The organism is Tatumella morbirosei, from assembly GCF_000757425.2.
GTDB classification, from domain to species: Bacteria; Pseudomonadota; Gammaproteobacteria; order Enterobacterales; family Enterobacteriaceae; genus Tatumella; species Tatumella morbirosei.
Genome location: NZ_JPKR02000003.1, coordinates 1,300,833 through 1,313,460 on the forward strand (window position 1 = coordinate 1,300,833; position 12,628 = coordinate 1,313,460).

13 protein-coding genes are annotated in these 12,628 nt (G+C 51.5%); 1 reads left to right on the forward strand and 12 read right to left on the reverse strand.

Features of this window, described 5'->3' with window-relative positions; all coding sequences use genetic code 11:
- Positions 1 to 5: 5 nt before the first annotated feature.
- From HA49_RS08845 to ndk, 7 genes are all read right to left on the reverse strand, one after another.
- Complete coding sequence (locus HA49_RS08845) at positions 6 to 623, reverse strand: YfgM family protein (protein ID WP_038022166.1); 618 nt, start codon at positions 621 to 623, stop codon at positions 6 to 8.
- Positions 624 to 662: 39 nt separating this feature from the next.
- The gene (hisS, locus tag HA49_RS08850; RefSeq protein WP_038022751.1) at positions 663 to 1,937 is read right to left on the reverse strand and encodes a histidine--tRNA ligase; all 1,275 of its coding nucleotides are present in this window, start codon (positions 1,935 to 1,937) and stop codon (positions 663 to 665) included.
- 107 nt (positions 1,938 to 2,044) lie between these two features.
- A complete protein-coding gene (gene ispG / locus HA49_RS08855) occupies positions 2,045 to 3,166 on the reverse strand; it encodes a flavodoxin-dependent (E)-4-hydroxy-3-methylbut-2-enyl-diphosphate synthase (RefSeq protein WP_038022168.1) in 1,122 nt (373 codons plus the stop codon).
- A 33-nt stretch (positions 3,167 to 3,199) separates the two neighbouring features.
- Positions 3,200 to 4,219, reverse strand: a complete 1,020-nt coding sequence (gene rodZ / locus HA49_RS08860; RefSeq protein WP_038022170.1) for a cytoskeleton protein RodZ — start codon at positions 4,217 to 4,219, stop codon at positions 3,200 to 3,202.
- On the reverse strand, positions 4,209 to 4,946 hold the full coding sequence (gene pilW / locus HA49_RS08865) for a type IV pilus biogenesis/stability protein PilW (RefSeq protein ID WP_038022173.1): 738 nt from the start codon (positions 4,944 to 4,946) through the stop codon (positions 4,209 to 4,211). Before pilW ends, rodZ begins: the two co-directional genes overlap by 11 nt.
- A gap of 78 nt (positions 4,947 to 5,024) precedes the next feature.
- Positions 5,025 to 6,191 (reverse strand): dual-specificity RNA methyltransferase RlmN, encoded by a 1,167-nt coding sequence (gene rlmN, locus HA49_RS08870; protein WP_038022175.1) that lies wholly within the window; start codon positions 6,189 to 6,191, stop codon positions 5,025 to 5,027.
- Between the two features lie 190 nt (positions 6,192 to 6,381).
- Positions 6,382 to 6,813: a nucleoside-diphosphate kinase gene (gene ndk, locus HA49_RS08875; RefSeq protein ID WP_038022177.1), complete on the reverse strand. Its 432-nt coding sequence runs from the start codon at positions 6,811 to 6,813 to the stop codon at positions 6,382 to 6,384.
- 341 nt (positions 6,814 to 7,154) lie between these two features.
- Here ndk and sseA point away from each other — a divergent pair, with 341 nt between their 5' ends.
- Positions 7,155 to 7,997 (forward strand): 3-mercaptopyruvate sulfurtransferase, encoded by an 843-nt coding sequence (sseA, locus tag HA49_RS08880; RefSeq protein WP_038022180.1) that lies wholly within the window; start codon positions 7,155 to 7,157, stop codon positions 7,995 to 7,997.
- Positions 7,998 to 8,031: 34 nt separating this feature from the next.
- Here the strand turns inward: sseA and sseB are convergent, their stop codons facing one another.
- The 5 genes from sseB to hscA all read right to left on the reverse strand — a co-directional run bounded on the left by sseB (position 8,032) and on the right by hscA (position 12,616).
- A complete protein-coding gene (gene sseB / locus HA49_RS08885; RefSeq protein ID WP_038022182.1) occupies positions 8,032 to 8,805 on the reverse strand; it encodes an enhanced serine sensitivity protein SseB in 774 nt (257 codons plus the stop codon).
- Between the two features lie 61 nt (positions 8,806 to 8,866).
- The gene (gene pepB, locus HA49_RS08890; protein ID WP_038022184.1) at positions 8,867 to 10,153 is read right to left on the reverse strand and encodes an aminopeptidase PepB; all 1,287 of its coding nucleotides are present in this window, start codon (positions 10,151 to 10,153) and stop codon (positions 8,867 to 8,869) included.
- Between the two features lie 18 nt (positions 10,154 to 10,171).
- Positions 10,172 to 10,372, reverse strand: coding sequence for a Fe-S cluster assembly protein IscX (gene iscX / locus HA49_RS08895; RefSeq protein WP_038022186.1), 201 nt, complete (start codon positions 10,370 to 10,372; stop codon positions 10,172 to 10,174).
- 55 nt (positions 10,373 to 10,427) lie between these two features.
- Positions 10,428 to 10,763: an ISC system 2Fe-2S type ferredoxin gene (fdx, locus tag HA49_RS08900; RefSeq protein WP_038022188.1), complete on the reverse strand. Its 336-nt coding sequence runs from the start codon at positions 10,761 to 10,763 to the stop codon at positions 10,428 to 10,430.
- Between the two features lie 2 nt (positions 10,764 to 10,765).
- On the reverse strand, positions 10,766 to 12,616 hold the full coding sequence (gene hscA / locus HA49_RS08905; RefSeq protein ID WP_038022189.1) for a Fe-S protein assembly chaperone HscA: 1,851 nt from the start codon (positions 12,614 to 12,616) through the stop codon (positions 10,766 to 10,768).
- Positions 12,617 to 12,628 lie beyond the last annotated feature (12 nt).

Below are 12,628 nucleotides of genomic sequence, written 5' to 3' on the forward strand. Positions count from 1 at the left end.
CAGTCTTAGCTTAAATTATTCAATTTCATCTGCATCATCTGTTTCAGCGCAGGTGAAGCATCAGAATCAATACCTTTACTCCAGGCTGCCCGGGCACCCTGGGTATCGCCTTTACTCAGCAATGCATCACCGCGAATATCCGCCGCCATCGCTGTCCAACTGTCGCCTTTCACACTGTCCAGGGTTTTCAGGGCGTCATCAGCCTGCTTCTGCTGTAACTGCAAACGTGCCAGGCGAAGACCCATCACCGCCCGGAGGTTAGCATCCTCTGTATCTTTGATTCCCTGTTGAAGCTGTTGGGCGGCTTTATCAGTCTGGCCTGCATCAACATAAACCTTCGCCAGGTCCATCGCCGCTAATGCACCGTAAGAGCCATGAGTCTGACTCACGAAAGCTGAAACAGCCTCCAGTGTTTCAGGTTTATCAGCCTTCATTGCCTCTGTCAGTTGCTGGTAGCGGGCAGAATTTACCAGAGCAGTATTTTCCTGGTGGCTGACCCAATAGCGCCAACCCCCCAGAGCAGCGATACCAATCACTATTCCTGCGGCCAGAGCTTTACCATTGTTGGCAAAAAAGTGTTTGAGAGCATCAGTCTGCTCATGTTCATTGCTGTAAACTTCCACGCAATCCTACTCCTGTAAAAGCTTAAAAATATCCGTCAGTTACTGCAACGCAGACAGTAAAACGCCGGATATGTCATTCCGGGCTACCGTTTGCTGGTCTCCGGAACGCAGATCCTTGATAACCACCTGGTTATTTTTAACTTCATCTTCACCCAGCACCAGGGCCAGTCTGGCACCCCACTTATCTGCACGGGCAAACTGTTTTTTGAAGTTGCCGCCACCAAAATTAGTCATCAGTCTTATTTCCGGGATGGCATCACGCAGACTTTCAGCCAGCTGCATGGCGGCTGACTGTACACCCGCGCCGGAAGCGATAACATAGACATCGACTTTACGGGTCGGTTCAAATTCCGGGTTAACTGCCTGAACTAAAAGTACCAGCCGCTCAAGACCCATCGCGAAACCGACTGCGGGAGTGGCCCGGCCACCCAGTTGTTCTACCAGGCCGTCATACCGTCCTCCGGCACAAACCGTGCCCTGAGACCCCAGGCTGTTGGTGACCCATTCAAACACTGTACGGTTATAATAATCCAGTCCACGCACCAGACGCTGATTCACGGTATAGCTGATCCCCACATCGTCCAGCAGACTGCACAGACCGGCAAAATGTTCGCGTGATTCAGGATCCAGATAATCCCCCAGTTGAGGTGCATCATTCAGCAGTTGCTGGATATCCTGGTTTTTACTGTCCAGTACCCGTAATGGGTTGGTATACATCCGGCGCTTACAATCATCATCGAGTGCATCTTTATGCTGTTCGAGGAATGCCACCAGGGCGTCACGATAATTTGCGCGCGCTTCTAATGAACCGATAGAGTTCAGTTCCAGGCGAACATGTTCAGCAATCCCCAGAGCTTTCCACCAACGGGCGGTCATCATGATCAATTCAGCATCAATGTCCGGTCCGTTAAGACCAAATACCTCAGCACCAATCTGGTGAAACTGACGGTAACGCCCTTTCTGTGGACGCTCATAACGGAACATCGGTCCGATATACCATAACCGCTGTTCCTGATTGTACAACAGACCATGTTCAATACCGGCACGGACACAACCGGCCGTCCCTTCCGGACGCAGCGTCAGGCTGTCACCATTACGGTCATCGAAGGTATACATCTCTTTTTCAACCACATCGGTCACTTCACCGATGGCGCGCTTAAAAAGAGGAGTTTGTTCGACTATAGGCAGTCGTATTTCGCTGAAGCCATAGCCTGCCAGAACCTGTTTCAGGACCTGTTCAATACGTTGCCAAAGTGCGGTATCTGCTGGCAGATAATCGTTCATTCCGCGGATAGCCTGGATATTCTTCGCCACGTCAAAATCTCTTAAAACAAAAAACCTGTCCGGCATCATACCTTATGAGGCTGATACCGCACAGGAACAATCGTTAACAACGCACTCCTTCACGGAATGCATCTCCCTTATTTCTCAACCTGACGGACATCGATGCGGTGGTTTTCATCCAGCATCGAGGCTTTCGCGCGAATCCGTGCTTCAAGCTGTTCAATCATATCGGTATTATCCAGCCTCTCTCGCTGACGGACACCATCTTCGTAGAAGCCGCTTTTTTTACTACCGCCGGTCACTCCCAGGGTAGAAACCGTAGCTTCACCCGGGCCGTTAACCACGCAACCGATAATCGAAACATCCATTGGGGTAATGATATCTTCAAGACGCTGTTCCAGTGCATTCACTGTACCAATGACATCAAACTCCTGGCGCGAGCAGGTCGGACAGGCAATAAAGTTGATACCACGCGCACGAATACGCAGTGATTTAAGAATATCAAAGCCAACTTTTATTTCTTCCACCGGGTCGGCTGCCAGTGAAATACGCAGCGTATCGCCAATCCCTTCTGACAACAGCAGTCCCAATCCGATAGCAGATTTTACCGAACCGGCACGGGCTCCCCCGGCTTCGGTGATCCCCAGGTGAAGTGGTTGATCAATCTGTTTGGCCAACAGACGGTAAGATTCAACGGCGAGGAACACATCAGAAGCTTTAACACTGACCTTAAACTGGTCGAAATTCAGGCGGTCCAGGTGATCCACATGACGCATCGCTGATTCCAGCAGTGCCTGTGGAGTAGGTTCACCGTATTTTTCCTGGAGATCTTTTTCCAGGGAACCCGCATTCACTCCGATACGAATAGGAATATTGTGGTCGCGGGCACAATCTACGACCTGGCGGATACGCTCATTATTACCAATATTACCGGGGTTAATTCGTAAACAGTCTACCCCGTATTCTGCGACTTTCAGGGCAATCCGGTAGTCAAAATGTATGTCAGCCACCAGGGGCACACTGACACGCTGTTTAATCAACCGGAAAGCTTCGGCCGCATCCATGGTAGGTACAGAAACGCGAACAATATCTGCCCCTACCCGCTCCAGCGATTTAATCTGTGCAACGGTTGCATCAACATCTGTAGTTCGGGTATTCGTCATCGACTGGACGGCAATAGGCGCTCCGTCGCCGACTGGCACCTTACCAACATAAATCCGGGTAGATTTACGACGGTTTATTGGAGCCTGGTTATGCATATTTTTTCTCCACAAGTCCCCTGAGAAGGCACGTTACTGTGCACCAATCGTCAGGCGGGCGACCTGGTTTGTACGAATAAAACGACTTAAATCTACTGGCTGGCCACGGAACTGAACAGAAACAGCCGCCGGCGCACCAATTTTTAACCGGTATGGGGTTTTACCACTCAAATTAAGCGTCCCCCCTTTGTGTTGTAAGCCACTGAACAGTTTTTTACCTGTTGCATCAGTAACTTCCAGCCAGCAATCCGCGTTAAAATTCATGACAACGGCATCCGGACTGGCGGGTGCGGGAGCCGCTGTTCCCGGCACTGGTTGGCTATCCGTAGTCGCTGTCGCCGGGGTACCGGTTGCGGCTGCAGTCTGGTCCGCAGTACTGCCAGTCGCAGGCAATGGAGTCTGAGACGGAGAAACGGCCGCAGGCTGTGCTGCTGGCTGCGTGGTCGCAGCATCGGCAGAGTCTGACGGAGTAACACTGTTCACAGCCGGAGTAGTATCGGTACTGACCGGGGCCGACTGGCTTTCTGTCGGCGAACTGTCAGCATCTCCTGTAGATAACGGAATAGACTGCTCATTACCCCCGGCGGAGTTATCGGCAGCTGAGCTGGTCATCGCAGCCATATCCGCCTGGGAAGCTTTGTGGTTCTGCCACCACCAAGCCACGGTCAGGCCGATAACCACCAGGATGACCAGTACAGTAAAGGTTGTCAGCATTCCGTCACGCTTTTTACGCCGGCTACTGCTCCCCAGTGAGATGTTATGCATCGGGGTGATTTTGGCTGAGCGAACCGGGGCCTGCTTGGACAGCATAGGTAAAATATCATCTTCCGGTACGTTAACCAGCCGTGCATAAGAGCGGATATATCCGCGCAGGAAGGTCGCCGCCAAATCAGTCGGTGACTTATCCTCCTCGATATCGCGTACCGTGGACACTTTCAGGCAAAGACGTTCTGCAACATTCTGCTGCGTCAGTCCTTTTGCTTCACGAGCAATACGCAGGCGTTCACCTGTGGACTGGACTGCAGATTTTTCTTGGGTGGCTTCAGTATTCATTAGCTAAATAACGCTGGTACTGTATCGAAAGTGGATAATTCCGCGCTAACTGGTTACCGTAACGTTTCACATCAGCGGTAGCCTGTTGTCGCGCGGCGTAAAGAATCTCTAACCATAAACTTTCTGCAGTAGCAGAACGTTGCTGGTGATAAATATCGGCCAAAAATCTTGTATCCGCGTACTTCTGTTGCTCCAACCGCTGTCCTGCTTCTGCCAGCACTGTTGCTGCAGCGGAACTGTCATCCATGATAGCAGTAATCAGCCTTTCAGCCGCCGGCGCAGTTTTTCCTGCATCCAGCAAACAGAACCCTGAGGATAGCAGAGCCTGAGTCCTGCTGCCGGATTCTGTCGCCCGCATCGCCCGCGCAAATCGAGGGCGGGCCTTATCATACTGCCCTAAAGCACAAAGAAACGCACCGTAATTATTAAGCACATAGCCATTTTCCGGCGCCATTTTCTCTGCCTGAGTGTAACAGACTCCGGCCATCTCATCATGCCCCCGGGTCTGATAAAGTCTGGCCAATGCTAAAACCGGCCGGTAATCGGCGGGGGCATTCTTCCGGGCGCGCTGCAAATGACGTTCGGCAGCGGCATAATCTTTCGCCAGCAGATAGTGTAGCCCCAGTTGCAAACGTGCTTCTGAAGCGCGTGGTGGCGGAAAACTTCGGCAACCACTCACGGTAAGTAATACTACCAGCGCGTATATCATCCATGATTGTTGTGACATTCCCTGTCTCCTGCTCGTCCATTGAGCAGGAAGACTCACACAGTCTGAAGACTGAGGGAATGTGCTGATGGTTTAAGCTTAGACAGCCTTCACAGAGATTTCTTCACCGGCAGCTTTTTTGCGCAGGGTACGCTTAGTCCGATCGATAACATCTCCGGCTAACTGTCCACAGGCTGCATCAATATCATCACCACGGGTTTTGCGTACGATGGTGGTAAAACCATAATCCATCAGTACTTTAGAAAAACGATCTACCCGGCTGTTAGAACTGCGGCCATAAGGTGCTCCCGGGAAGGGGTTCCAGGGAATCAGGTTGATTTTACACGGCGTATTTTTCAGTACTTCCGCCAGTTGATGCGCATGATCTGTACTGTCATTCACATGATCCAACATCACGTATTCAACGGTGACACGGCCCTGATTAGCATTCGACTTTTCCATGTAGCGCTTAACTGACTGCAGAAAAGTTTCGATATTGTACTTTTTGTTGATCGGTACAATATCATCACGTAATGCGTCATTTGGGGCATGCAGAGAAATAGCCAGTGCGACATCTATCATATCGCCCAGTTTATCCAGCGCCGGAACCACACCAGAGGTAGAAAGCGTTACACGGCGTTTTGACAGGCCAAATCCAAAGTCATCCAGCATAATCTCCATCGCCGGAACCACATTGTTCAGGTTCAGCAATGGTTCACCCATTCCCATCATTACCACATTGGTGATAGGACGCTGACCAGTCACTTTGGCAGCACCGATGATTTTGGCGGCACGCCAGACCTGGCCAATAATTTCAGACACCCGCAGGTTACGGTTAAAGCCCTGCTGTGCGGTAGAACAGAATTTACACTCCAGTGCACACCCCACCTGGGATGAAACACACAGAGTCGCACGATCATTTTCAGGGATATACACTGTTTCAACTAACTGGTCACCGACACGGATGGCCCACTTGATGGTGCCATCAGAAGAGCGCATCTCTTCCGCGACTTCAGGCGCACGAATTTCGGCCACCTGGTTCAGCTTCTGCCGCAGGACTTTGTTAATGTCAGTCATTTGCTCGAAGTCATCACTGCAATAGTGATAAATCCACTTCATGACCTGATCGGCACGAAACGGTTTTTCCCCGAGCTGAAGGAAAAATTCACGCATTTGCTGACGGTTTAAATCCAGCAGATTGATTTTGGCTTTAGGTGACGCGGCGACAGGCGTGACGGATACAGGAGTTGCTGCAGGTTCGGACATAATAATCTCTGGCCTCGTTGTTACACGTTATGGCACGGTTATAGGTAGACTGTGAAAAAGGAACACCCCCGCAGAACGATCTGCAGGGGTGCTTATTGTACATTATCTGTCGCGGGATGCCATTCAGGGTCGCCCCGTTTACTGACTATTTTGTCACTGTTTATTTACAGTGACGGCCCGCAGCGACAGATTAACGGGTACGCGGGCAAACTTCACCTTCAGCGAAGAAGTAAGCAATTTCACGGGCCGCTGATTCCTGAGAATCAGAACCGTGAGTTGCGTTTTCGGTGAAGCTGTCAGCGTAGTCGGCGCGTAAAGTACCCGCCAGAGCGTTATCCGGGTTAGTTGCGCCCATCAGATCACGGTGACGCTGAACGGCATTTTCGCCTTCCAGAACAGAAACAACAACCGGACCTGAAGTCATGAATTCTACCAGACCATCAAAGAAAGGACGGCCTTTGTGTTCTGCATAGAAACCTTCAGCCTGCTCTTTGGTCAGGTGCAGCATTTTTGCAGCAACAATTTTGAAGCCAGCGCTTTCAAAACGGTTATAGATAGCACCAATCACGTTTTTAGCAACAGCGTTTGGTTTGATAATAGAAAACGTACGTTCGATTGTCATTTTGACCTCAGTCTGAACTTCCACAATAAATCGCCCGAATGGTTAATGCCGACTGAAAGACAGTGTACGAAATAACCATTCCAGCGAAGAAACGGCGCAAATTATAGGGGTCTGCGCCGCCATTGCCTACGGTAAATCGCATTTTTTTTGAAAAAATCCTGAGACAAGCCGCAGAATCGTAAAACGGTGAGCAATTCATAACCATTTTTTGCCCCACCGGTCGTCAGGCACAGTCTGACCTGACGTACGACACATCACCTACCCTCTTTTTCACCAAGAGATCTTGAGCTGTACAGTAAAATCACCGACACTCAAAAAAACGCAATTGCACAGGAGAGGCTATGAATCCGGCACTTTTTGTCACTACCGACTGGCTGTCCGCCCATCAGCACGATGAACAACTGCAAATTCTCGATGCCAGAATGCTGCCTCCCGGCCAGGAACTGACCCGAAATATCACCAGTGAGTATCTGGCCGGGCATCTTCCTGGCGCACCCTTCTTTGATATTGAGGCGTTATCAGACCACAGCAGTCCTTTCCCACATATGCTGCCACGTCCCGAGGCCTTTGCGGTCGCTATGCGTGAACTGGGGGTCGACAGTGATAAGCATCTGGTAGTTTACGACGAGGGGAACCTGTTTTCTGCACCGCGTGCCTGGTGGATGCTGCGCCATTTCGGTGTAGCACAGGTATCTATTCTGGCTGGCGGATTGCAGGCCTGGAAAGCGGCCGGATTACCCACAGAAACGGGAAATCCGTCACTGGAGGACGGGAATTTCGAAGCCCATCCTCAGCCGGGGCAGGTTAAACGGTTAAATGATGTCCTGCTGACCAGCCATGAAGGAGGAGCTCAGATTATTGATGCCCGCTCAGCGGCCCGCTTTAATGCAGAGGTGGATGAACCCCGTCCGGGTCTGAGGCGTGGTCATATTCCTGGCAGCCGGAATGTTCCCTGGACTGACCTGGTGGCTGACGGGCGGTTACTCGATGATGAGAAGTTACGTGAGGTATTCCGTGCAGCTGGGGTGGACATCAGCCAACCGGTGATAGCCAGTTGTGGTTCCGGAGTTACCGCCGTAGTCGTTTTAGCAGCACTGGCTCAGTTGGGAAATAACGATGCCACGCTATATGACGGTTCCTGGGGAGAATGGGGAAGTCGCGACGATTTGCCGGGAGTGCTGTAACACAAATATTCCGGGGGAGATTCCCCCGGAGACATTAAAGAATACGCTGTACGCCTTTCAAATCCAGCCCGCGCAGAAAACTGCCGTGCGGACGCTGGTAAAAGGGTTCAATATGGGCGCTGAAGAAATGACTGACACCTGACGCCTGCTCATTCACTTCACAAAAATCAATCAGTGCATCCTTCGGCAGAGTATCTATCGCAACATGCCCGGCCGCCTGAATGATTTCCTGCAGATCAGCGCTGGCTTCAATACCAATCAGCAGATTACCTTCCTGCTCAGCACTTTCACGACACCAGGCAAGAAATGCTCTGCGTACCGGTTTGTATTTTCCGAACAACTGTTTTAACGATGAAACCAACTGGGCCGGAGGCTGTTCTACTGCCGACAGCAACAAGGTCTGCCCATGGTCCGGAACGCTGAACTCACTGAGTACATTCCCCTCTCCACTGAGCAGAGCGCGAATTTCTGCCGCAGTAAACTCTTTACCACTGCTGAGTTTCGGATTCAGAAACAGTGTTTCACCGCGGGTCATTTCAAACAATGCCCTGGCGCTCAGTTTCAGCCGCGGCTTGTTTTCACCTGCCGCTTCGATAAACGCCGCTTCCGAAGTAAAGAACGGGATAACCGACTGCCCGTCATCTTTTTCCCAGTGTTCCAGGTCATAACTGGCACTGTTTTCTGTTTCACCGGCAGACTGGCTGCCGGCAGTCCAGACTTCTGATTCCAGCAGTCGCTGAAAAAACTCAGGACGATGTGCGGGCTCAGTAGCCGCTTTACTCAGTAGATCTTCAAGTGATGTCTGCATTGGTGACCTGCCCGAAAATAAGGGCAGACCCGGGTCTGCCCAAAAATAACTGACCGCGAAATTATTTCAGTAGCAGGTTAGCCAGAGTGCGTACACCCAGGCCCGTTGCCCCTGCTGACCACTGGTCAACGGCACTCTTACGGTAAGTGGCAGAACAGTCAATATGCAGCCAGCCTTGCTGATAATCTTCGACAAACCAGGAGAGGAAAGCCGCCGCACTACTTGCTCCGGCAGAATGTGCCGGGCTCGCAATATTGTTCAGATCAGCAAAGTTGGATGGCAGGTGCTGACGGTGGAATTCAGCCAGCGGTAAACGCCAGAACTGTTCTCCTTCGGCTTCTGCGCTACTCATCAGTTTAGCGGCCAATTGGTCATCGAAGCTGAACAGGGCATGATAATCATTACCCAGTGCCGTTTTGGCCGCACCGGTCAGCGTCGCAGCGTCAATCAGTAAACGCGGTTTTTGAGCGCTGGCGTCAATCAGTCCGTCAGCCAGAACCAGTCGACCTTCCGCATCGGTATTCATGACTTCAACTGATTTACCGTTACGGTAACGGATAATATCACCCAGCCGTAACGCACCGCCGCTGACCATATTGTCTGCACAGCAAAGGATTAGCTTTACGCGTTTCTTCAGACCACGGCTAATAGCCAGTGCCAGTGCCCCGGTCAGCGTAGCCGCCCCCCCCATATCAGATTTCATCGAATCCATAAAGCTACTGCCTTTCAGGCTGTAACCTCCGGTATCGAAAGTGATCCCTTTACCGACCAGGCAGATATCTACCGGTTCGGCGTCATCACCTGACGGATTGAAATCCAGGGTCAGCAATACCGGTGGACGGGTTGAACCGCGGCCGACGATATGCAGTCCATTGTAACCTTGTTCGCGCAGGTCTTCGCCTTTGGTGATGCGGTACTTCACTGCATCCCCCCCCACCCCGGTCAGCAGATCAATGGCGGCGCCTGCCAGTTCTTCCGGCCCCAGCTCTTCTGCCGGTAAATTGATAACATCGCGAACCCAGTCAACTATCTTCAGACGGTTTTGGAATTCCTGTTTATCATTATCGCTTAACGCCGGCCACTGGACTTCACGGTGGGCTTTAGGTGAACGGAAACCCTGCCAGAATGCCCAGCAACGCTCAAGATCCCAGTGTTCTCCGGCAAGCTCAACCGAACGGATCCCCTGACCATCAATTCTGTGTGCAGCACGCTGGATAACCTGCAACTCATTTCCTGAAGAAAGGTGAATAGTCATCCCTTGATCAGCACTGGAAATAATGGCTTTTTCTCCCCAGCGGGCATCAGCGGCCTGCTGGCTGAGTCTGATCTGCATATGTTGTGTGGTCATGAAATCACTCCTTAATCGTTATTCGTACTCATCCATCCAGACTAACAGAATTGCTTCGAGGATTTTTTCATTAGAAGCTTCCGGATTATCATCAAAATCTTCCAGTTCACAAACCCACTGGTGTAAGTCGGTAAAGCGGACTGTTTTAGGATCAGTATCCGGATAGAGATCGTAAAGTGCTTCGCCGATGGTACGGCTGTCGGTCCATTTAATTGACATTTTGCTTCCTCAGACAAAAAAAGGGCCGGATATTTCCGGCCCACAGGAATAAATATTAATGTTCGCGTGCGTGGTTCAGGGTATAGCGAGGGAATTCCACGACTAAATCTTCATCGGCAACGCGTGCCTGGCAACTCAGGCGACTGTCCGGTTCAAGCCCCCAGGCTTTATCCAGCATATCATCTTCATCGTCGGTGCTTTCTGCCAGCGAATCGAATCCTTCACGAACTACGCAATGACAGGTCGTGCATGCACATGACTTTTCACAGGCATGTTCCACTTCAATCCCGTTGCGTAATGCAACATCCAGAATAGTTTCACCAGGGGTTGCATCGTAGACCCCGCCTTCAGGCAGCAGATCTTTATGGGGTAAAATTACAATTTTAGGCATACTTAAACCTCATCCACAGAGTGTCCGGTCAGTGCCCGACGAATTGAGTTATCCATCCGGCGTGCGGCAAACTCCTGAGTCACTTGATCCAATAATTTAATTCCGGCAGCTATCAGTGCCTCGTCATTACCTTCCACAGCAACCCTCAGGCTGTCCTGTGCATCGCGAATTTGCTGCAGTTCATCCGCAGAAAGTAATGCGCTGTCTTCTTTAAGTGCACCGTCGAGGCTTTCCAGCACCCGCAGGCCATCCACTTTTTGTTCTGCCAGTTTCCGGGCCGCCACATCATCACGAGCATATGTCATTGAATCCGTGATCATCGTCGCTATCTCATTCTCAGTCAGACCGTAAGACGGTTTTACCTGGATAGAAGCTTCAACGCCGGTTGATTTTTCCATTGCCGTAACGCTTAACAAACCATCCGCATCGACCTGGAAAGTCACACGGATATGTGCGCCGCCCGCAGGTAGCGGTGGCAGACCCCGCAGTGCGAAACGAGCCAGTGAGCGGCAGTCACTGACCAGTTCACGCTCGCCCTGAACCACATGAATACTCATGGCTGTCTGGGCATCTTTAAAGGTGGTAAATTCCTGAGCCCGAGCCACCGGGATCGTGGTATTGCGGGGAATCACTTTCTCTGTCAGTCCCCCCATGGTCTCGAGTCCCAGTGACAATGGAATGACATCCAGTAGCAACATCTCACTGTCTGGCTTATTACCCACCAGAATATCAGCCTGAATGGCCGCTCCTAAGGCGACCACTTTATCGGGGTCTATCGAGGTCAGCGGCTGACGGGCAAAGAACTCGCCCACGCTGTTACGCACAGCCGGTGTTCTTGTTGAGCCTCCGACCATGACAACTTCTTTGACTTCATCAACACTGACACCGGCATCTTTTAAGGTACGGCGACAGGCGATTAATGTCCGTTTGACCAGTGGGGCGATTAGCGCCGTAAACTGTTCACGGCTGAGCGTTCCCTGCCATTCGCCCACAACAACAGAAGTGCTCTCGTGATCACTGAGGGCAATTTTTGTGGCGGTGGCAATATCCAGGATCTGTCGCTGTAATTTGCGATCACTCAGATCAGTAATACCTGCTTCGCGACAGATCCATTCGGCCAGTAGCTGATCGAAATCATCACCCCCCAGGGCGGAATCTCCGCCGGTGGCCAGAACTTCGAACACTCCGCGGCTAAGACGCAGTATCGAGATATCAAAGGTCCCGCCACCTAAATCATAAACCGCGATGACCCCTTCCTGCCCGGAGTCAAGTCCGTAGGCAACAGCCGCCGCTGTCGGTTCATTTAGCAGACGCAGTACATTAAGACCTGCAAGCCGTGCTGCATCTTTGGTTCCCTGACGCTGAGCATCATCGAAATAGGCTGGGACTGTGATGACCACACCCTCAAGTTCTCCACCTAACGATTCCCGGGCCCGGACCGCCAGCTCCGACAAAATATCTGCCGACACCTGAATTGGATTGACCAATCCTGAAGGAGTTTCCATCATCGGCAGACCATTTTCACTGGCCCTGAACTGGTAAGGGAGGTGCGGATAACGCTGTTGGATATCGGCCAGCGAGCGACCAATCAGACGTTTTACTGAACTGAAGGTATGTTGTGGATCAGAGGCAGCTTGCGCACGGGCATCCCAGCCGATGATCAGCTGCCCCGGCTGGTAACTCACCACAGAAGGCAATAATTGACGCCCCTGCTCATCCGGCAAAGTCTCTGCCTGTCCGCTCCGGACTGTCGCGACTAAAGAATGGGTCGTACCAAGGTCAATACCTGCAGCCAGCTTACGCTGGTGAGGGGCTGCACTTAATCCTGGTTCACTGATTTGTAATAACGCCATAACGAGCTTCCC

Excerpts from the sequence above, each read along its gene's own strand:
- iscX (WP_038022186.1), bottom strand. The coding sequence starts at position 10,372 with ATGTCAATTAAATGGACCGACAGCCGTACCATCGGCGAAGCACTTTAC.
- sseA (WP_038022180.1), top strand. The coding sequence starts at position 7,155 with ATGAATCCGGCACTTTTTGTCACTACCGACTGGCTGTCCGCCCATCAG.
- sseB (WP_038022182.1), bottom strand. The coding sequence starts at position 8,805 with ATGCAGACATCACTTGAAGATCTACTGAGTAAAGCGGCTACTGAGCCC.
- pilW (WP_038022173.1), bottom strand. The coding sequence starts at position 4,946 with ATGTCACAACAATCATGGATGATATACGCGCTGGTAGTATTACTTACC.
- ndk (WP_038022177.1), bottom strand. The coding sequence starts at position 6,813 with ATGACAATCGAACGTACGTTTTCTATTATCAAACCAAACGCTGTTGCT.
- rlmN (WP_038022175.1), bottom strand. The coding sequence starts at position 6,191 with ATGTCCGAACCTGCAGCAACTCCTGTATCCGTCACGCCTGTCGCCGCG.
- ispG (WP_038022168.1), bottom strand. The coding sequence starts at position 3,166 with ATGCATAACCAGGCTCCAATAAACCGTCGTAAATCTACCCGGATTTAT.
- rodZ (WP_038022170.1), bottom strand. The coding sequence starts at position 4,219 with ATGAATACTGAAGCCACCCAAGAAAAATCTGCAGTCCAGTCCACAGGT.
- pepB (WP_038022184.1), bottom strand. The coding sequence starts at position 10,153 with ATGACCACACAACATATGCAGATCAGACTCAGCCAGCAGGCCGCTGAT.
- fdx (WP_038022188.1), bottom strand. The coding sequence starts at position 10,763 with ATGCCTAAAATTGTAATTTTACCCCATAAAGATCTGCTGCCTGAAGGC.
- hscA (WP_038022189.1), bottom strand. The coding sequence starts at position 12,616 with ATGGCGTTATTACAAATCAGTGAACCAGGATTAAGTGCAGCCCCTCAC.